Origin of the sequence: Microbacterium sp. 1154 (genome assembly GCF_031455375.1) — a bacterium.
Taxonomy (GTDB): Bacteria; Actinomycetota; Actinomycetes; order Actinomycetales; family Microbacteriaceae; genus Microbacterium.
Map to the genome: position 1 here is coordinate 807299 of NZ_JAVDSN010000001.1, position 18924 is coordinate 826222.

Annotated in this window: 18 protein-coding genes; 6 read left to right on the forward strand and 12 right to left on the reverse strand. The window is 69.7% G+C overall.

Features of this window, described 5'->3' with window-relative positions:
- Positions 1-52 precede the first annotated feature (52 nt).
- From J2X55_RS03690 to J2X55_RS03740, 11 genes are all read right to left on the reverse strand, one after another.
- On the reverse strand, positions 53-832 hold the full coding sequence (locus J2X55_RS03690) for a creatininase family protein (RefSeq protein ID WP_309821919.1): 780 nt from the start codon (positions 830-832) through the stop codon (positions 53-55).
- Positions 829-2160: an FAD-binding oxidoreductase gene (locus J2X55_RS03695; RefSeq protein ID WP_309821920.1), complete on the reverse strand. Its 1332-nt coding sequence runs from the start codon at positions 2158-2160 to the stop codon at positions 829-831. The genes J2X55_RS03690 and J2X55_RS03695 overlap by 4 nt, the downstream gene beginning before the upstream one ends.
- Positions 2161-2250: 90 nt before the next feature.
- Positions 2251-3429, reverse strand: a complete 1179-nt coding sequence (locus J2X55_RS03700; RefSeq protein WP_115916124.1) for an ABC transporter substrate-binding protein — start codon at positions 3427-3429, stop codon at positions 2251-2253.
- Between the two features lie 120 nt (positions 3430-3549).
- Positions 3550-4440 (reverse strand): ABC transporter permease, encoded by an 891-nt coding sequence (locus tag J2X55_RS03705; protein WP_309821921.1) that lies wholly within the window; start codon positions 4438-4440, stop codon positions 3550-3552.
- The gene (locus J2X55_RS03710) at positions 4437-5213 is read right to left on the reverse strand and encodes an ABC transporter ATP-binding protein (RefSeq protein WP_181906374.1); all 777 of its coding nucleotides are present in this window, start codon (positions 5211-5213) and stop codon (positions 4437-4439) included. The genes J2X55_RS03705 and J2X55_RS03710 overlap by 4 nt, the downstream gene beginning before the upstream one ends.
- Positions 5210-6469, reverse strand: a complete 1260-nt coding sequence (locus J2X55_RS03715) for an amidohydrolase family protein (protein ID WP_309821922.1) — start codon at positions 6467-6469, stop codon at positions 5210-5212. The genes J2X55_RS03710 and J2X55_RS03715 overlap by 4 nt, the downstream gene beginning before the upstream one ends.
- 218 nt (positions 6470-6687) lie before the next feature.
- The gene (locus tag J2X55_RS03720) at positions 6688-6789 is read right to left on the reverse strand and encodes a type II toxin-antitoxin system RelE/ParE family toxin (protein ID WP_309821924.1); all 102 of its coding nucleotides are present in this window, start codon (positions 6787-6789) and stop codon (positions 6688-6690) included.
- A 158-nt stretch (positions 6790-6947) separates the two neighbouring features.
- Positions 6948-7895 (reverse strand): PDR/VanB family oxidoreductase, encoded by a 948-nt coding sequence (locus J2X55_RS03725; RefSeq protein ID WP_115916122.1) that lies wholly within the window; start codon positions 7893-7895, stop codon positions 6948-6950.
- Complete coding sequence (locus tag J2X55_RS03730) at positions 7892-8518, reverse strand: helix-turn-helix domain-containing protein (protein WP_309821925.1); 627 nt, start codon at positions 8516-8518, stop codon at positions 7892-7894. The genes J2X55_RS03725 and J2X55_RS03730 overlap by 4 nt, the downstream gene beginning before the upstream one ends.
- Complete coding sequence (locus J2X55_RS03735; RefSeq protein ID WP_309821926.1) at positions 8515-9813, reverse strand: amidohydrolase family protein; 1299 nt, start codon at positions 9811-9813, stop codon at positions 8515-8517. The genes J2X55_RS03730 and J2X55_RS03735 overlap by 4 nt, the downstream gene beginning before the upstream one ends.
- The gene (locus J2X55_RS03740; RefSeq protein WP_309821927.1) at positions 9810-10778 is read right to left on the reverse strand and encodes an XdhC/CoxI family protein; all 969 of its coding nucleotides are present in this window, start codon (positions 10776-10778) and stop codon (positions 9810-9812) included. The genes J2X55_RS03735 and J2X55_RS03740 overlap by 4 nt, the downstream gene beginning before the upstream one ends.
- Before the next feature lie 51 nt (positions 10779-10829).
- Here J2X55_RS03740 and J2X55_RS03745 point away from each other — a divergent pair, with 51 nt between their 5' ends.
- The 6 genes from J2X55_RS03745 (at position 10830) to J2X55_RS03770 (ending at position 18265) form a co-directional block, all read left to right on the forward strand.
- Entirely contained in the window at positions 10830-11399 is a 570-nt protein-coding gene (locus J2X55_RS03745) for an NTP transferase domain-containing protein (RefSeq protein WP_309821928.1), read from the forward strand.
- A gap of 216 nt (positions 11400-11615) precedes the next feature.
- Positions 11616-12737: a multiple monosaccharide ABC transporter substrate-binding protein gene (chvE, locus tag J2X55_RS03750; protein ID WP_115916118.1), complete on the forward strand. Its 1122-nt coding sequence runs from the start codon at positions 11616-11618 to the stop codon at positions 12735-12737.
- A 106-nt stretch (positions 12738-12843) separates the two neighbouring features.
- Entirely contained in the window at positions 12844-14373 is a 1530-nt protein-coding gene (gene mmsA, locus J2X55_RS03755) for a multiple monosaccharide ABC transporter ATP-binding protein (protein ID WP_115916117.1), read from the forward strand.
- Between the two features lie 5 nt (positions 14374-14378).
- Positions 14379-15599: a multiple monosaccharide ABC transporter permease gene (mmsB, locus tag J2X55_RS03760; protein ID WP_115916116.1), complete on the forward strand. Its 1221-nt coding sequence runs from the start codon at positions 14379-14381 to the stop codon at positions 15597-15599.
- Between the two features lie 135 nt (positions 15600-15734).
- Positions 15735-16946: an ROK family protein gene (locus tag J2X55_RS03765; protein WP_115916115.1), complete on the forward strand. Its 1212-nt coding sequence runs from the start codon at positions 15735-15737 to the stop codon at positions 16944-16946.
- Positions 16947-17260: 314 nt separating this feature from the next.
- On the forward strand, positions 17261-18265 hold the full coding sequence (locus J2X55_RS03770; RefSeq protein ID WP_309821930.1) for a hypothetical protein: 1005 nt from the start codon (positions 17261-17263) through the stop codon (positions 18263-18265).
- 55 nt (positions 18266-18320) lie between these two features.
- Here J2X55_RS03770 and J2X55_RS03775 read toward each other — a convergent pair whose 3' ends face one another.
- Positions 18321-18842, reverse strand: a complete 522-nt coding sequence (locus J2X55_RS03775; RefSeq protein WP_309821931.1) for a GNAT family N-acetyltransferase — start codon at positions 18840-18842, stop codon at positions 18321-18323.
- Positions 18843-18924 lie beyond the last annotated feature (82 nt).

Consider the following 18924-nt stretch of genomic DNA (forward strand, 5'->3'; position numbering starts at 1 on the left):
GACGCCGCAGATCCGGCGCCGAAACGCCGGATCTGCGGGAGGGGGAACGGGCTCACGCGGTGTAGTCGAATCGACTGATCTCTTCGAGCGCTTCCACGACGAACGACACGCTGTCCTCGAACAGCTGAGCCCCCGCCTCGGCGTTCGACCCGGTCGGGTCGCCCAGCACGCCGGTGGGTCCGAAGTCGTTGGAGAGCCATCCGAAGGTCACGGGCTTGGAGTTGAAGCCGATGTGGCGGAAATCGCCGATGTGTGCCGGAACCGTCGCGTGGAACTTCGACGGATCGACCAGTTCGGGACGCAGGTGCATGATCATGCTCGTCTCGCCGTACCCGGCGTGAATACCCGTGCCGTGCTCGTCCGGCGTGCCGTGGGTGCCGTCGAACGAGGGCACGCGGGCGGCGGGCATGAAGAACGTCCGCAGGCCGAAGCGGCGGCGCAGCTCGCGGTTGGCGACGTTGAGCAGCGCGACGTTCCCGCCGTGCCCGTTGAGGAACACGAGCGTGCGTGCCCGGGTGGTCAGCAGCGATCGACCGATGTCGACGATCGTCTGCAACATCGTCTCGGGCGTGAGCCACAGGGTGCCCGGAGCCCACGAGTGCTCGTCGGACTTCGTGATCGACAGGGTCGGCAGCTGCCAGACGTCGAGTCCCTGCGCGGCGGCCCGCGCGATGGCGGCCGTGGCCGAGGCCTCGGCCACGATGGCATCCGTCGCCAGGGGCAGGTGCGGGCCGTGGTGCTCGATCGCGCCCGTGGGCAGCACGACGATGGAGTCCTCGGTCAGGGCTTCGGCGGCCGCGGGGCCGCTCAGCTCGGCCAGTAGACGGGTCATGAGATGATCGCTCCCTTGCGCGCGCCGGTGTAGTCGGGGTTGAGCTTGCCGGGGTTCAGCAGGCCGTTCGGGTCGGTGAGGGCGGCGGTCTCGGCGGTCTGCTCGACGTTGAAGTCGACGTTCCACTGGTGCGGGTTGTGCACGCCGACGCCGATCGCGTTGAGCTCGGCGATGCCGCGGTACACGTCCTCTTCGCTCACGTAGGGCGCGGCGAGCATGCCGATCGGGAACGCCTTCGTCGACTCGATGTGAAGCTTGCCGCCCGAGAACACCGACTCGACGGCCTCGATGTCGTCGGCCAGGGGAGCGCCGGCGACCTCGAGGTGGAACACCTCGTGCTCCTGGCTCTTCTGGTACCACTCGATCGGGTGGTTGTAGCTGAGCATCGACAGGCGGATGCTGGCCTGCGGGCCCTCGCGGACCGCCTCGACGCGGCCGCCCGCGCCCTCGACGATGGCGGTGACCTCGTCGACGATCGACGCGTCGATGATCGCGCGCAGGCTCGAGCGCCCCTCGGGGATCGCCTCGTCGGAGGGGAGGGATGCCGAGATCTCGACGCCGTCGCCCGAGACCAGGCGCGGGGTCGGAGTGAGGTTGCCGATGACCTGGACGACCGAGAGCGTGCCGTCGAAGTCGGGGAAGCTCGCCCACAGACCCCGCCACTCCCGCAGCGGCTCGAGACGGACGGTCGCACGGACGATGACGCCGGCGGTGCCGTAGTTGTGCACGTACTTCTGCGCCTCGTCGCCCTCGACGTGGTGGATCTCGGCGCTTCCGTCGGCGTGCACGACGTCGAGAGCGGCGACGAACCCGCGGTCGTTGGAGCCGTGCTCGATCGACCCGGTGCCGCCGGAGCCGCCCGAGAGGAACCCGCCGATGGTCGACTGCGCGGTCGAGGGGTACATCCACAGCGCCTGCCCGCTGGCCCAGGCGGCCTGCTCGAGCATGACCATCGGGGTGCCGGCCTCGGCGGTGATGAAGCCCTCGCCGACATCGACGATGGCCTTCGCCCGCGTCGTGTCGATGACCAGGCCGCCCTGCATCGGGATGCCCTGACCGTAGTTGCCGGTGCCCTTGCCGCGCACGGTGATCGGGACGCCGTGACGGGATGCCGCGGCCACGGCCGTGGCGATCTGCTCGGCGTCGGCGGCGAACACGACGAGGTCGGCGAGACCGAGGGGGAGCTTCGCGGCGATGATCGGCGACATCGGGGAGCCGTCGACGCTGGCGCGCTCGCGGACGCGGGGTTCGGTGCTGACGGCTGCGGGACCGAGCAGGTCGAGCAGTTCGTCCTCGAGGGAGAGGACGCGGGTGGCGGTGTCGCTCATGGGGTGTCTCCGGGTGGAACGAGGTGCGGGTGTGGGGGAGTCCGGACCGACCACGGCCCGGCCCGCGCGAGGCGGACCGGGCCGGAGCGATCAGAACGAGATGCTCTTGTCGATGAACTCGTTCGTGTAGAGGTCGCCGACGGTGTAGCCGGACGCCGGCGGCGTGCCGAGGTCGGTGTAGACCTTGCTCGCCTTGGTGAAGAAGTCCTCGAAGCGGCCGTCGTCGAAGTTGCCGTAGGTGGAGTCGGTGCCGTTGCCGACCAGGCCGAGCTCCTTCTGCGTCTTCACGGAGTAGTCGGCCACGCCCTGGGTGTAGGTCCAGCCGGTGGCGTACTCGTCGACGAGCTTGAGGATGAGGTCGTTCGCCGCCGACGGGTCCTTGTAGTACGCGACGCCCGCCTTCTGGAGCACCGGGACCAGCTTCGACAGGCACGGGGTCAGTTCGTCGAACTTGTCGGCCTTGACCGACACCGACGACTGGTAGGTCTGCCAGCCGGCGTCGTGGATGAGCGCGAACTTGACGGGCTTGCCCCAGGCCGAGACCTCGTTCTGGTACACGTACGGCTCAGCCGACGCGAAGCCCTGCTGCATGTCCTTGCCGCCCGCGGCGACGAAGTTCGAGGGCGTGCCGTCGTACGAGCCGTCGAGGATGTCGGACGAGGCGAGACCGGCGCTCTTGAGGTACTCGATGTACGCCGAGCCGTCGAAGTAGCGCCACACGCCCTTGTTCTTCTCGAGCGCGGGCTTGACGTCCTGGATGGTCTGGACGTCGGGGTAGGTCGCCGGGTCCCACATGACCATCGTCGGGCTGATGTCGAGCGGGGCGAACACGGCCTTGGTCGGGGTGGTCCCCGAGAGCTGGATCGCCTCGTCGGTGCTGACGTAGCCGAGGGTGATGGAGTCGTCCTGGTACATCTGGGCCGACACGGTCTGGAAACCGATCGCGGGGCCGCCCGCGCGGATCTCGAGGTTGACGCCGGTGTACTCGCCGTCCGACATCAGAGGACCGGTGACGGCCTTGGTGTTCGCGTCGACGGTGTAGTTGTCCTTGATCATCTCGTAGAGGTGACCGTGCTCGGCCTCGGGGTTCCAGTCCGTCTGGATGACGACCGTGGAGGGGCAGTCGGCCGAGAGATCGACCGAGCCGATCTGCATGTCGGCGGACGAGGGAGCGGTCTCCGCGGCACTGCCGGCGCACGAGGACAGGGTGAGGGCGATCGCGAAGGCGCCGGTGACGGCGGTACCGCGAAGAAGGGTGGAGCGCTGCATGCTGGTTCGCTTTCTGTGACGAGTGGAGCTCTCGGGTGCGGGTGTTTCGGGTACGCCGGACGCCGCCCCCGCGCGTTGGCGCGGGAGGAGCCGTGGCATCCGGAGGTCGGAGAAGTCGGGTCAGAGGGTGCTGTCGTACCAGCGGCCCACGGCCACCTTCGACAGCCAGCCGAAGAAGGCGAAGATCGCAACGCCCAGCAGGCAGGCCGCGAGGATCGCCGCGAACAGCTCGGCGCTCTGCAGGCGCGACTGGTAGTTGGCGATCAGCGAGCCGATACCCGGCTCGCCGCGACGGAAGAAGTAGTCACCGACGATCGCGCCGATGACCGAGAGGCCGGCGGAGGTGCGCATGCCGACGAAGATCGAGGGGAGCGCGGCGGGCAGGGTGAGCTTGGTGAGCACCGTCCACTTGTCGGCCTTCTGCAGGCGGAAGAGCTCGCGCTGCGACTTGTCGACCGACTGCAGACCGAACAGCGTGTTCGACACCATCGGGAACAGCGAGATCAGCACGCAGACGATGACGCGGGCGAGGAACTCGTAGCCGAACCAGAAGCCGACCAGGGGCACGAGGGCGAGGATCGGGATGCACTGCAGCACCACCGCGTAGGCGTAGGTGGAGCGCTCGACCCAGCGGGCGAGCGACATCGCGATGGCCCAGCCGATGCCGATGATCATCGCGATTCCGAGGCCCGCGAGGGCGACCCCCGTGGTGCGGAAGAGGGCGACCCAGATGTCGCTGCTCACCTGCGGGTCGAAGAAGCCCGAGGTGAACATCTCGTGCGGCATGGGCATGAGGAAGCCTTTGCCCGAGGCGCTGAGCGTGATCGAGATCGCGTACCAGATGGCCAGCAGCACGAGGAGGACGCCGAGGGGCGGGCCCAGCAGGGCGGCCCGAGCGCCGAACCCGCGACGGGTCTTCGCCGTGCGGGGGCGGGGCGGCTCGACGGGCGGGGTGGATGCCGCGGACTCGGCCGCGCCGGAGACGACGGGCTCTGCGGATGTGGTGCTCATGAGTGTCCTTCCCGGAGGGCGTGGGAGACCTCGCCGACGAGCTTCGCGAACTCGCCGGTGTAGCGGATCTCGGGATCGCGGGGCATGTCGAAGGGGACCTCGAAGGTGTCGACGAGGTGACCGGGGCGACCCGACATCACGACGACCTTGGTGGAGAGGTAGACGGCCTCGGAGACCGAGTGGGTGATGAACAGTCCGCCGAACTTCTGGGCGACGAAGATCTTGAGCAGCTCGTCGTTCAGGCGCTCGCGGGTGATCTCGTCGAGGGCACCGAACGGCTCGTCGAACAGGAACAGTTCGGGGTCGAGGGTCAGCGACCGCGCGAGCGAGGTGCGCATCTTCATGCCGCCCGACATCTGCTTGGGCAGGTGCTTCTCGAAGCCGTTCAGGCCGACGAGGTCGATGGCCCACTGCGCTTTCGGTGCGCGCACGCGCTTGGGCTGCCAGTTGAGCTCGGCGAGCAGCTCGACGTTGGAGCGCACATCGCGCCAGGGCAGCAGGGTCGCGTCCTGGAAGACGTAGCCGATGCGGTCGGTGGCGACGGTGGCGGTGCCCTCGCTCGCTTTCTCGAGGCCGGAGGCGATGCGCAGCAGGGTCGACTTTCCGCAGCCCGATGGACCGACGACGCTGACGAACTCGCCGCGCTGAACGGTGAGGTCGACGCCGGAGAGGGCGGTGGTGCCGTTGGGGAACGTCATGGCGACGTTTCGGAAGTCCAGCAGCGGCGCGGTGGGATCCGCGACGGATGCCGGGGCGGGAGAGGCCAGGGTCACGGGGCGCTCACTTTCCGTTCGGGGGCGGGGATAAGGGTGGGAAGAGCGGTCTGGGTCGAGACGGTGGTGCGGCTGACGAGCCGGCCGCGGTGCAGCACGACGCGGTCGGCGCTGGCGAAGGCCACGGCGTCGCCGAGCGAGTCGGCCTTCACCGCGACCAGGTCGGCGCGGGCTCCGGCGATGGGGCCGGCGACCGGGAGCCCCATCACGTCGCGGGCGCCGACGGTGACGGCGTCCAGGGCGTCGGCGGGGGCGAGGTGGCCCGCGCTGACGAGGAGCGACGCGGTCTCGAGGTGGTCGCATCGCCCCACGGGATTGAAGGGGTCGCGCACGTTGTCGGCGCCGGCCGCGACGCGGACGCCCGCGTGCTTCAGGCGACCGATCGGTGCGATACCCCGGGGGATGGCGTGATCGGCGCCCCATCCCTGCAGGTAGAGGTTGGTGATGGGCAGGGCGATGATGCCGATGTCGGCGGCGCGCACCGCGTCGGCGAGGTGGTCGAGCTCGGTTGCGGGCATCATGCTCAGGCGCACGCAGTGGCCCGCGGTGCGGGGGCGGTGCCACCCGGTGACGGCGTGCGCGTATGCGGCGAGGGTGTCCGCCCCGGCGAGGCTCTCGTCGGTGTGCAGGTCGAGGCCCACGTCGCGGCGACGTGCGAGGGCGATGAGCCGCTCGAGGTCGGCGATCGGGTCGTCGGCGAGGTGCGGGGCTCCACCCACGAGGTCGATCCCGGCGTCGAGGGCGGCCTCGAACACCTCATCGGGAACGGTCGGCCCGCCGAGGGCGACGAGCTCGAGGTCCATGATCCCCTCGAGCTCCGCGCGCAGCCGCACCAGGGCGCGCACGCCGGTCAGGGCGTCCTCGCCACGCAGCAGGTCGACGTGGGTGCGGATCGAGGTGATCCCGGATGCCAGCATCCGCAGCGCCGTGGCCCGTGCGCGCTCGAGGGTGTCGTCCTCGTCGAGGGTCAGGGCGAAGGCGTGCCAGCTCTCGATGGCGCGCTCGAGGTCGCCGAACGGGGGGTCGATGGCATCCCACGACTGGGACTTGTCGAGGTGCGCGTGCGGCTCGGCCCCCGCGGCGGTGACGAGGTACCCGTCGAGGTCGAGGATCTCGCCGTCGGTCTCGGGGAGGGGACTGCCGGCCGGCACCACCGCGAGCACCTCGTCGCCGTCGATCGCGATGTCGACGAGCGCGCCCGAGGACAGGCGCACACCGCGCAGGGCGGCGATGGAGACGGGTGGAGCGGCAGACACGAGGGCCTCCGGAGGAGTCGAGAAGACAAGCGTCGAGACGGGAGCCACAGCAGCGGGGCGAGCCGCTCGAGGCGGCTGGGCCAGTGTTGGTGTGACCAACATCCGGCGATGATCCGATGCTAGGAACCACGCGTTTCCGCTGTATTTCCCCCGCGTGACCCTCTCGACAAAGTTGTCCGACAGGCGGCGGTGTCCACGCGGGTGAAAGCTGAGGGCGGCTACTTCTCGTCGACGTCTCGACGGTGGCCGGCGTGGACGACCACGATCGTCAGTACCTCGTCTTCGATCCGGTACAGCACCCGATAGTCACCCGTTCGCACTCGCCACTCCGGCCGCGGTCAGCTTCTTCGCCGCGGGCGGCCGGGGCTCTTCGGCCAAGACTTCGATGACGCCCCGAATGCGGCGCTTCGCCTCGGGCGGCAGTTTTCGGATCGCGCGGACGGCGGCAGGAAGGACGTCGTCGTGACTCGCCGAGCGGTTACAGCTCGAGCGTGATCCGCGCGCACGCAGCGCGCGAGACGCACGGCATCATCGAGCGGTTGGCATCCTGCTCCTCCGGGGAGAGGACGGAGTCGCGGTGCTCGATGTCGCCGTCGACCACGGCCACCTCGCACGTCCCGCAGGTGCCGACGCGGCAGCTCGAGGGGACGACGATGCCCTGTTCTTCGATCACGTCGAGCACCGAACGCTCCGGCGGGACCGTCACCGTCAGCCCCGACATCATCAGGTCGACCTCGAACGGCTCGGTCCAGACGGGTGGGCCGAGCACCTTGGCCTCGAAACGCTCGACGTGCAGGCTCCCGCGCGGCCAGACCGACATCGTGGCATCCAGGGCCTCGAGAAGACGGGCGGGGCCGCACGCGTACACGACCGTGCGAGCCACGGGCGTGCCGAGGCGGGCGGACAGGTCGAGTCGCCGGCCCTCGTCGGCCGCGAACACCTCGACGCGGGAGCCGTACTGCTCCTCGAGCTCCGCGACGAAGGCCATCGTGGTGCGCGAGCGCCCGACGTAGAGCAGCGTCCACTCGGCCCCGGCCGCCGCGGCCGCCTCGATCATCGGCACGATCGGCGTGATGCCGATCCCGCCCGCGACGAAGACGTACGACCGCCCGGCGGTGGGCGCGAAGAGGAAGTGGTTCGCGGGTCCGCGGACGCGCAGGGTCGCCCCGACGCGGGCGTTCTCGTGCAGCCACACCGAGCCTTCGCGCTCGCGCAGCACGCCGATGCGCCAGGTGCCGCGGTCGGCGGGCGAGCCGCAGAGCGAGTACTGCCGTTCGATCCCACCGGGCAGGACCACGTCGATGTGCGCTCCGGGCGACCAGTGCGGCAGAGTCCCCGTCGCACGCTCGAGGTCGAGGACGACGACACCGTCCGCGGCATCCCGACGCTCTCGAACAACAGCGTCGAAGGTCACTCCCGCGCTCACGCGTCCTCCTGTTCGACCGCGTCGTCGGCGCCGCCGCCGTGCACGAGTTCTTTCACGATGAGCAACCGGTACGTCGAGCCGTCGGGAGAGTGCCACCGGTGCGGTGTGCCCGAGCGGCAGTAGACCGAGTCTCCGACGCGCAGGGTGCGCTCGCCGAAGCCGCCGAACGAGATGACGATCGAGCCCTCGAGCACCGTGAGGAATTCGTCTTCTTCGTGGACGTAGTGATCGCCGGGCGTCGGATTCGACCCCGTGAACTCGAGGGGCTCGAATCGCCGCGGGCCCTCGGCCAGCAGCCGGGCGGTTCCCTCGGCGTAGGGGCCGATGACCCCCTCGTCCGCGGCCACGAACGACGGCTCGGCCTCGTAATCGGCGCGCGGCGGTTCCGAGCCCGCGAGCAGCTCGACCCGGCTCGTCCCCAGCGCCCGGGCAAGCCGTTCGAGGCTCGCCATGCTCGGGCGCGCGAGACCCCGCTCCAACTGGCTGAGGAAGGGGTGCGACAGGGTCGCCGCCTCGGCGAGCTGGGTGAGGGTCAACCCGCGCGCTTTGCGCAGCCCTCGCAGGTGGGCGCCGAGGCGTTCGTCGCTGCTGGGGGTATCCATCACGGGGGCCATGGTGGTCATCGTTTCACCCTCTCGAACAGTCGGGCGACGACCTCGCGCTCGTCCGCGCGAACCAGTCGGCCCTCGTCGACGACCACCCGCCCGGCCACGAGCACGGTGCGCGGTCGTCGACCGGGCGCGGCCCAGAGCAACCCGGCGACGGGATCGGCCACGCCGGCGTCGGCGACGCCCGAGACGTCCCACAGGCAGAGGTCGGCGGCCGACCCGGGGGTCAGTCGCCCGAGCTCGGGGCGCCCGAGCCCGTCGGCCGATCCGGCGGTCGCCATCGTCAGAACGTCGGATGCCGGAAGCTGCGGCCCGACCAGGGCCGACACCTGCAGGGCCAGGCGCGCGTCGGCGAGCAGGTGCCCCGCGTCGTTGCTGCCCCCGCCGCTCGTGCCGAGGCCCACGGCGACGCCGGCGTCGAGCAGGCGCCGCACCGGGGCCACTCCCCAGCCCATGGGCACGTCGCACCCGGGAGCGTGGGTGGCCGAGACCCCGGATGCCGCGACCCGCGCGATCTCGTCATCCGTCACGTCGCACAGGTGGGCGAGGGTGACGTCGGGGGCGAGCCAGCCCCACTCCTCGAGCAGATCGAGGGGACGCTTCCCGTAGCGCGCGACGGCGATCTCGACGTCGACGACCTCGTTGGCCTGCGTGCGTCGGCGCAGGCCGTGGCGCTGCGCCACCTCGCCGAGCAGCTCGAACGTCTCTCGCGGGTCGCTATGCACCCCGGCCGGTCCCACGGCGACCTGCAGCATCCCATCGGCCGCGACACCGCCCGCGCGATCCGGCACGAGCGATGACACGATGGCCTCCGCAGACGCCGCGGCGGTCTGCGGGTCGTCGCGCGCGGCTCCGCGCACGAACACCAGGCGCGCGCCGAGATCGGCTGCGGCGCTCGCCCCGGCGCGGGCCATCCCGACGGTGTCGGCACCGGCGGGCCAGGTCAGGTGATGGTCGGCGACGGTGGTCACGCCGCACAGCAGGGCCTCGGCGAGACCCGCGCGAGCGGCCAGCCCGGTCAGCTCCGGATCGACCCCCGCTGCGGTGTACGCCGCCGCCATGGCCGGGAGCCAGTCGCGCATCGGGATGCCGCGGGTTCCCGGCAGCGTACGGAATGCGGTCTGCAGCAGGTGGTGGTGGGCGTTGACCAGCCCGGGCGTGACGACGCAGCCGGCGGCGTCGATGATCTCGGCATCCGTCGTGTCGGCGTTCTCGACGACGACCCCGTCGACGATCGTGACGTCTCCCTCGCGCACGCGCCCGGAGCCGTCGACCACCGCGACGGCTCCGCGGACGACGACGACGCTCATGCGCTCCTCGCAGCGCACGAGTCCACGCCGCTCGCGATCGCGTGCAGGCGGGGGCCGGCGGCCTCTCGCAGCGGCCGGGCGTCGGCCGCGTTCCGGGATGCCACGATCTCGGCGATCACCGACAGAGCCGTCTCTTCCGGAGAGCGCCCCCCGAGGTCGAGGCCGAGAGGGGAGTGGAGGCGCGAGAGCTCGGCATCCGTCACTCCGGACGCCCGCAGGAGAGCGGCGCGACGCGAGACGGTGGCCCGAGCCCCCATCGCGCCGACGAAACCGACGGGCAAGCGAAGCGCCGCGCGGATCGCGGGAACGTCGAGACGCTCGTCGTGGGTGAGCACGCACACGGCCGTGCGCGCGTCGGGGGAGGGGAGGGCCTCGAGGACCTCGTGGGGTGCGCCGACGACGAGCTCGGTCGCGTCGGGGAAGCGGTCGCGGGTCACCAGAAGCGCCCAGTCGTCGCAGACGGTGACCGTAAAACCGGCGGCAGCTCCGAGGCGGCAGAGGGCGGCCGCGTGCTCCCCCGCGCCGAGGATGATCAGCCGAGGGGGAGCGGCGCGATGCAGGACGAGCGGTTCGTCGGTGCCGAGGTCGAGGTGAAGCGTTGCTTCACGGCCGTCTCGGGCGGCCTCGAGCGCGGGACGGTGAGCGTTCTCGACCCGGTACGCGACGACGTCGACGGCCCCGCCGCACGCGAGACCCGCGGCGATCGGGGTGACGGCGTCGTCGTCGCCGAAACCGAAGCGCGCCCGACGGATCGTGCCGGTGCGCAGGGCGTCGAGGCCGAGCATGACCGCGTCGTTCTCGACGCAGCCGCCCGAGATCGATCCGATGACCCGGGCATCTCTGGTGACGGCGAGGGTCGCGCCGACCCCACGGGGTGCGCTGCGCACGACCGCGGTGACGGTGACGGCCGCCACGGGCACTCCCGCGTCGAGCAGAGGCACCAGGTCGGCGGCCAATTCGAGCATGGATGCGACCGTAATCGGGGCGTGTTTCGCGCACGCTACGCTGTCGTGACCATGCCCGCAGCTCCCGTCGGAACCGTGTCGGGCCTCGTGCTGGCCGCTGGCGCCGGGCGGCGGTTCGGTGGGCCCAAGGCCCTCGCGCGCACTGCCGCGGGCACGCCCTGGATCGCGCTCGCCGCGCGGGCCCTGACCGCGGGCGGATGCCACGACGTCACGGTCGTGCTCGGCGCCGAGGCGGACGCCGCGGCCGCGCTCGTGCCCACCGGCGTCACGATCGTGCGAGCCGACGACTGGGTCTCGGGGGTCGCCGCCTCTCTGCGCGCGGGGCTGCAGGCCGTGGCATCCGGTCCCGCCGTCTCCGTCGTCGTGCTCCCCGTCGATACTCCCGAGGTTCCTGGCGCGGCCATCGCGCGAGTCGCGCGCCGAGCAGCCGCAGGTGCTCTCGTGCAGGCGACCTACGACGGGGCGCCCGGTCATCCGGTGCTGCTGGGGCGCGATCACTGGGGGCCGGTGGCGGCCTCGATCCGGGGCGATATCGGCGCGCGGGCGTACCTCATCGCTCAAGAGGCGCAGCTCGTCGAGTGCGGCGATCTGTGGTCGGGCGCCGACCACGACGTGCGCTGACGGGCGCCTCGGAAGCGCCGCGTCACAGTCTGATCACGGGCGCCGAATAATTTTGACGCGGCTATAGACAAAACTCCCCACGGTGGATATTTTTTCGGAGCCGTCATAATTCGACGGACCAGAGTGCCGGGAACGAAGACGTACCCGATCCGACGCCGGGGAGGGCGCGGGTACGGATCGAAGGATCCCTGCTGTTCAGAGAGGAACGCAGATCACATGCTGAAGAAAATCCTGACCGGTGCGGCCGTCGCCGCACTCGCCGTAGGCCTCGGGGCCTGCAGCTCCACCCGTCCGGCGGACGGTGGTGGAGACGCCGCGGGCGGCGGCTCGGTCGAATGCAACGTCGGCATCGCGATGCCCACCCGCAGCCTCGAGCGGTGGATCAACGACGGCGAGCAGCTGCAGAAGAAGCTCCAGGATGCCGGCTGCACCGTCGACCTGCAGTACGCCGACAACAAGACCGACCAGCAGATCAGCCAGATTCAGAACCAGCTGTCGGGTGGCGCGAAGATCCTCGTCATCGCCGCGATCGACGGTTCGACCCTCGGCCCGGTGCTGCAGGAGGCCAAGTCGCAGAACGCCAAGGTCATCGCGTACGACCGTCTCATCAACGGCAGCGAGAACGTCGACTACTACGCCACCTTCGACAACTACAAGGTCGGCACCCTGCAGGGCCAGTACATCGAGTCGCAGCTGGGCCTGAAGGACGGCAAGGGCCCGTTCAACCTCGAGCCCTTCGCCGGCAGCCCCGACGACAACAACGCGAAGTTCTTCTTCGCCGGTGCGTGGGACGTGCTCAAGCCCTACGTCGACAAGGGTCAGCTGGTCGTTCCCAGCGGCAAGTCGCCCGCCAACGACGACGCGTGGGCGTCGATCGGCATCCAGGGCTGGGCGTCCGACAAGGCGCAGTCCGAGATGGACAACCGCCTCTCGTCGTTCTACGGCAACGGCAAGAAGGTCAACGTGGTGCTCTCGCCCAACGACAGCCTCGCCATCGGCATCGAGGCGTCGCTGAAGTCCGCCGGATACACCCCCGGCGCCGACTACCCGATCATCACGGGTCAGGACGCCGACAAGGCCAACGTCAAGGCGATCCTCGACGGTGCGCAGTCGATGACGGTCTGGAAGGACACCCGTGCGCTCGGCGACCGCGTCTTCACGATGATCCAGGAGCTGAAGGACGGCAAGGAGGTCGAGGTCAACGACACCAAGACCTACGACAACGGCAAGAAGGTCGTCCCGTCGTACCTGCTGACCCCCGAGGTCGTCACCAAGGAGGACGTGCAGTCCAAGCTCATCGATTCGGGCTTCCTGAAGGCGTCCGACGTCGGACTCTGATCCATCCAGCGGCGGGGCGGGTTCGCCCGCCCCGCCGCTCCACGTGCCGCCCCCGGGCGGCGGAGCCGATATGCCGCCCCCGGGCGGTGGAGGGACAGCACACACCATGACCGAACCGATCCTGCGCATGTCGGGGATCTCGAAGTCGTTCAACGGGGTTCCCGCTCTGGCCGACGTGTCGATCGACGTCTACCGCGGCGAGGTCCACGCCATCTGCGGCGAGAACGGCGCCGGGAAGTCGACGCTGATGAAGGTGCTCAGCGGGGTCTATCCCGCAGGCAGCTTCGAGGGCAGCATCACCCTCGAGGGCGAGCAGATGGCCTTCCGCTCGATCAACGACAGCGAGGCCGCCGGCATCGTCATCATCCACCAGGAACTGGCGCTCAGCCCGTACCTCTCGATCGCCGAGAACATCTTCCTCGGCAACGAGAAGTCGCGCCGCGGCGTGATCGACTGGAACGCCACCAACTCCGCGGCCGCGGAGCTGCTCAAGCGGGTGGGGCTGCGCGAGAACCCCGCGACGAAGATCTTCGAACTCGGCGTCGGCAAGCAGCAGCTCGTCGAGATCGCCAAAGCCCTCGCGAAAGAGGTGAAGCTCCTCATCCTCGACGAGCCCACCGCCGCGCTGAACGACGACGACTCCGCTCACCTGCTCGACCTGATCGACCAGCTGCGGACGCAGGGCATCACCTGCATCATCATCAGCCACAAGCTCAAAGAGGTGCTGCGCATCTCGGACCGCATCACGATCATCCGCGACGGTCGCACGATCGAGACGATGCACCGCTCCGATGCCGACACTGACGAGGGACGCATCATCCGGGCGATGGTCGGACGCGATCTGAACAGCCTCTTCCCGCCGCGCGAACCCGACATCGGCGAAGAGCTCTTCCGCGTCGAGAACTGGACCGTCCATCACCCGGTCGACACCGAGCGCGTGGTCATCGACGACGCCTCCTTCATGGTGCGCGCCGGCGAGATCGTCGGCTTCGCCGGTCTCATGGGTGCCGGTCGCACCGAACTTGCGATGAGCATCTTCGGGCGCATGTACGGCACGGGCATCTCGGGCGAGGTCTACAAGAACGGTCAGCAGATCGACGTCCGCACCGTCGACGCCGCGATCAAGCACGGCATCGCCTACGCCACCGAGGACCGCAAGAAGTACGGCCTCAACCTGATCGGCGACATCCAGGTCAACGTCTCGGCATCCGCCCTAGCCCGACTCGCCCGCCTCGGTGTGGTGGACCGGTACCGCGAGTACAAGGTCGCCGATTCGTACCGCTACAAGATGAACATCAAGGCGCCCAGCGTCGCCGCGATCACGGGACGCCTCTCCGGCGGCAACCAGCAGAAGGTCGTCCTGTCGAAGTGGATGTTCACCGGACCCGACGTACTGATCCTCGACGAGCCCACCCGAGGCATCGACGTCGGGGCGAAGTACGAGATCTACGGCATCATCAACGAACTCGCGGCCCAGGGGAAGGCCGTCATCGTCATCTCGTCGGAGCTGCCCGAGGTCATCGGCCTCTCCGACCGCATCTACACGATCTCCGAGGGGCGCATCACGGCCGAGGTCAGCCGCGACGACGCCACGCAGGAGAACCTCATGCGGCACATGACCGCCGGAAGGAACTGACAGCAATGGCCACCGCATCCACCCAGACGGTCGAGGCGCCGACCCAGCCGGGAGCGCGACGTCGCGGCATCCTGTCGCGCATCAATTTCCGTCAGTTCGGCATCCTCGCCGCTCTCGTCATCATCATCGTGCTGTTCCAGGTGCTCACCGGCGGTCGCCTGCTGATGCCCGGAAACGTCAACAACCTCATCCAGCAGAACGCCTACGTGCTGATCCTCGCGATCGGCATGGTCATGGTCATCATCGCCGGCCACATCGACCTGTCGGTGGGCTCGGTCGTGGCCATGGTGGGCGCGATCGCGGCGATAGCGATGAACCAATGGGGTCTGCCCTGGTTCGTCGCCGTCTTGCTCTCGCTCGTCGTGGGCGCCGTCGTCGGTGCGTGGCAGGGCTTCTGGGTCGCCTTCGTCGGGATTCCCGCGTTCATCGTCACCCTGGCGGGCATGCTGTTGTTCCGCGGCCTCACGCTCGTGCTGCTCACCGGTGGCACCATCAGCGGTCTCCCCGACGGCTTCACGGCCATCGGCGCCGGCTGGCTGCCGCCGTTCCTCGGCTACCTCGGTAACTGGGACGCGCTGACCCTCGCGCTCGGCGCCATCGCCAGCGTCCTGCTCGTGGTTCAGCAGCTGCGCACCCGCGCGACGCTCCGCCGTCTCGAGCTGCCCCGCGAGGTCGCGTGGTCGTTCTGGGCCAAGAACGTCGTCGCGGTCCTCGCGATCATGGCCACCGCCTTCACGATCGCCGCCTACAACGGCACGCCGATCGTGCTGATCATCCTGGCCGTGCTGGTGCTGGCGTACACCTTCGTGCTCAACCGCACGACCTTCGGTCGCCACATCTACGCCATGGGCGGCAACCTCTTCGCCGCCGTGATGAGCGGTGTGAAGACGAAGTGGGTCAACTTCTTCATCTTCGTCAACATGGGTGCCCTCGCGGGTCTCGCCGCCGTGGTCAGCACGGCGCGCGCCGGCGGCGCCGTGGCCTCGGCCGGTCAGAACTACGAGCTGGATGCCATCGCCGCGGTGTTCATCGGCGGCGCGGCCGTCCAGGGTGGCATCGGCACCGTCGTCGGCGCCGTCGTCGGCGGTCTCGTCATGGGCGTGCTGAACATGGGTCTGTCGATCCTCAGCGTCGACGCCGCGTGGCAGATGGCCATCAAGGGCATCGTCCTGCTCCTGGCCGTCGCGTTCGACATCTTCAACAAGCGGCGCAACGGCGGTGCCTGACCGGATGGGGAGCCCGGCCCCGCGGCCGGCTCCCCATCCCGGCGGCACCGGCCGTCGTCCCGTTCGCGTCGCCTCGCGTCGGCCGCGTGAAGAAACCGGTCCTCTCGATGGGATGATGGGGGAGGTGCGCCTCTCATGACCCCTGCAGTGTTCGAGCCCGCAACCCCGCTCGCGCCGCCGGCTGGCCGTACGACGAACGACCTGATCCGTCAGCAGAACCTCTCGTCCGTCCTGTCGCTCCTCCACTCCCGGGGAGCGCTCTCACGCGCCCAGTTGGGCGCCACGACCGGGCTCAACCGCTCCACGGTCACGGGGCTCGTCATGGAGCTGACCGAGCTCGGCCTCGTCCGCGAGGCACCGAGTGGTGAGCGCACCGGCAAGGTCGGCCGCCCCACTCTCGACCTCGAGCCCGAAGACCACGTCGCCGCCCTCAGCGTCCGTGCCGAGCCGCACGCGGTGACCGTCGCCCTGGTCGGCCTGGGCGGGGTGGTGCACGCCCGTCTCCGTCACGACACCGCCACCGCACCGGCGCCGAAGCGCTTCGTGCAGATCGTCGCATCGTCGGTCGAGGCGATGCGTGCCGACATCGACCGCCACTATCGCGTGATCGGGGCCGGGCTCGCGGTCCCCGGGCTCGTCAACGCCAACGGTTCCGTCCTCGTCTCGCCCACCCTCGGGTGGAAGCGCGATCCCGTCGCGGCGCGTTTGAGCGACGAGCTCGGGATGCCGGTGGCCGCCGGCAACGACGCCAGCATCGGCGCCCTCGCGGAGTCGCGGTTCGGCGTGGGCGTGGGCGTCGGCAACCTGCTCTACCTCGGCGGCGCGATGCACAGCATCGGCGGCGGTCTCATCATCGACGGCACCCTGCTGCGCGGGACGTCGGGTTACGCCGGGGAGCTCGGCCACACCGTCGTCGACCCTCGCGGACGCCCGTGCGTGTGCGGACGCCGGGGGTGCCTCGAGGCCGAGGTGAGCCTCGACCTGCTCGAGCCGCTGCTCGGCCGCCGCAAACTCGACGAGGACGAACTCGACGTCGAACTCGGCGTCGCCCGCGATCCGCGCGTGATGACCGAGGTGACGCGCCAGGTCGAGATGCTCTCGCTCGCCCTCACGAACTTCGTGAACGCCTTCGCTCCCGAGACGGTCGTGCTCTCGGGCTACCTCGGAGCGCTGCTGTCGGTGAGTCGCGAGCGCCTCGCCGATGCCGTGCGCGTGCATCCTCTCGGAGCCGAGGGTCGCACCATCCGGCTCGAGCGGGCGCATCTGCGCTCGCGGCTCATGCTCGTGGGCCCCGCCGAGTTGGCCTTCAGCGACCTGTTGGCCAATCCCGCCGGCTTCCGCGGCTGACGCGACGGCCCGTTGCCCTGTCGGTGCGTCGTCCTGGCCGGGCCGTGCACGGCCGACACTCCTGCGACGAGCCAGCGACGCGGCACGCACCTCTCGCGCTGTCTGACGCTGGTCGGGATCAGCCTGTGCGTACGTTGTCAATCCCCTCGCGCTTCCGACGCGTGAGCTCCTCCGGCAGTACATTCCTGCTCAAGCAAGCGCGGGTTCATGCTCCCCTCGCCCCATTGCCTTGTCGGCCTCACCACTCGGGAGGCTGAACCGATGACGCTCCGGCTACTCTCGCCAGCCGCTTCGTGACGATGCAGGAGGCTCTCATGTTGTTGCTCTCGGTGGGAGTCATGGTGATCGCCGTCGGCGCCGTCATCGTCGTCGTCGGAGCCTCGTTCGCCCAACGTCAACCTCTGGACCCACGAACCGCGTTCTTGCGCGTCGCGGCAGCGTCGGGCGTCATGGCGCTGGGCGCAAGCGTCATGTACGTCGTCGGAACCCCCCAGCTCGACGAGATCTTCGCGAACACCGCCGCTGACGCGGCGCTCGTCCTGTCGGTGGGACTGATGGGCATCGCCGTCTCGATGGTCTGCGAACGGCGTGCGCGCGCGGCAGCGGTGCTCGCCTCCGTCGCGGGTCTGGTCGTGGCCGTGTCCTCCGAACTGCTGCCCGCTGAGATCGCCCGGGCGGTGTTGCTGTACGCGTTGGCGGTGACCTGCGGTGCATGCGCGGTGCTCGCTGTCCGAAACGATCAGCTTCCCGGCCGGCCGACGAGGATCCTCGCGGGGGCGATGGCGTTCTACGGCCTCTACTCCGCGGCCCGAGGGATCGCCCTGACCCTGTATGGGCCCGACTCTGCCCGCCCGGGATCGCCCTTCGGCTACGTCGCCGCACTGACAGCCTCGGTGGCAGTGGACGTCACCATCACGATCGCCGTGGCGATGATGCTGGTTCCGGCCACTCGGGCCGCGCGACGGAAATCGCGATCCCTGACCCAGGTCACCATCAGCGATTGGGAACTCGTCGCGAGGGCATACGGTCCCGTCCGAGCAGGACAGCTCGTCGAGGATCTCCAAGCGGCGACCCGCGATCTCGACCCCCACTCGGTCGACATCGACCGTGGTGTCGCGACCACCATCGCTACGGCGACTCACGCACTCACCGGTCCGCTCACCTACGAATACGGATGGCGACCAGAAGAGATCGCGCTTCTCGTGGCCGACGTCGACGTCGACCGAGAGCCCCCCGCGCGGCCATCTCGCACTCGACGAAGTCCCGGGGTGCAACAGGGCGCGAGACCAACTCCGCCAGTAGTCGGACCGTCGTTCTGAGGCGCCCGCCTCACCGCACAGCGATGAGTCGACGTCCTCTGGCCGAGCGCATCCTCTAGCGGACGTCGCGCAGCGCCTTCGCAAGCTGATGGTCGGCGTAGGGCGAGGTGGAGAACGGAGGGACGGGTTCGTACCCGAGGCGGCGATAGAGTCCATGCGCCTCTGCGAGATCGTCACGCACGGTCAACCGAAGGGTGTGAATTCCACGCTCGGCGCTCAGCGCTTCGATCCCGCTCACCAGGGTCTTCCCCGCTCCCCGTCCGCGAGTAGAGGCGTCGACGAACACCCGAGTCAATTCCGCCACTCCGGGCTCTACGACCCTCGCGCCCCCACACCCCACGACACGTTCTCCCTCTCGGAGGACGACGAGGAAGCCCGTATCTCCCTCGAGATCGTCGCTGGGCTCGTCGAGCATCGCCTGCTCGACTTCACGATCAGTGGCATCCCGGCCCCAGTAACGCCCGACGATGTCCGTGTAGAAGCGTCTGAGGACCGCGCGTCCGGTTGAAGACGCCGGGGCGACCAGGGCGATGGTGAGCGAACTCGTCGCCGGCGGGGCCAGTGGTTCACGTTCCATGGTCTGATTCTGGCCCGTCTCCAGGGCAGCCGGCGCGCGCTGACGTGGACGACGGATGCCGCAAACTGCCGGTGCGGGGGCG

What these genes read in the sequence shown, in the direction of transcription:
- J2X55_RS03735 (WP_309821926.1), bottom strand. Translation starts at nt 9,813, where the DNA reads ATGAGCGTCGTCGTCGTCCGCGGAGCCGTCGCGGTGGTCGACGGCTCC.
- J2X55_RS03695 (WP_309821920.1), bottom strand. Translation starts at nt 2,160, where the DNA reads ATGAGCGACACCGCCACCCGCGTCCTCTCCCTCGAGGACGAACTGCTC.
- J2X55_RS03745 (WP_309821928.1), top strand. Translation starts at nt 10,830, where the DNA reads ATGCCCGCAGCTCCCGTCGGAACCGTGTCGGGCCTCGTGCTGGCCGCT.
- mmsA (WP_115916117.1), top strand. Translation starts at nt 12,844, where the DNA reads ATGACCGAACCGATCCTGCGCATGTCGGGGATCTCGAAGTCGTTCAAC.
- chvE (WP_115916118.1), top strand. Translation starts at nt 11,616, where the DNA reads ATGCTGAAGAAAATCCTGACCGGTGCGGCCGTCGCCGCACTCGCCGTA.
- J2X55_RS03775 (WP_309821931.1), bottom strand. Translation starts at nt 18,842, where the DNA reads ATGGAACGTGAACCACTGGCCCCGCCGGCGACGAGTTCGCTCACCATC.
- J2X55_RS03765 (WP_115916115.1), top strand. Translation starts at nt 15,735, where the DNA reads ATGACCCCTGCAGTGTTCGAGCCCGCAACCCCGCTCGCGCCGCCGGCT.
- J2X55_RS03705 (WP_309821921.1), bottom strand. Translation starts at nt 4,440, where the DNA reads ATGAGCACCACATCCGCAGAGCCCGTCGTCTCCGGCGCGGCCGAGTCC.
- J2X55_RS03690 (WP_309821919.1), bottom strand. Translation starts at nt 832, where the DNA reads ATGACCCGTCTACTGGCCGAGCTGAGCGGCCCCGCGGCCGCCGAAGCC.
- J2X55_RS03740 (WP_309821927.1), bottom strand. Translation starts at nt 10,778, where the DNA reads ATGCTCGAATTGGCCGCCGACCTGGTGCCTCTGCTCGACGCGGGAGTG.
- J2X55_RS03700 (WP_115916124.1), bottom strand. Translation starts at nt 3,429, where the DNA reads ATGCAGCGCTCCACCCTTCTTCGCGGTACCGCCGTCACCGGCGCCTTC.
- J2X55_RS03730 (WP_309821925.1), bottom strand. Translation starts at nt 8,518, where the DNA reads ATGACCACCATGGCCCCCGTGATGGATACCCCCAGCAGCGACGAACGC.
- mmsB (WP_115916116.1), top strand. Translation starts at nt 14,379, where the DNA reads ATGGCCACCGCATCCACCCAGACGGTCGAGGCGCCGACCCAGCCGGGA.
- J2X55_RS03770 (WP_309821930.1), top strand. Translation starts at nt 17,261, where the DNA reads ATGTTGTTGCTCTCGGTGGGAGTCATGGTGATCGCCGTCGGCGCCGTC.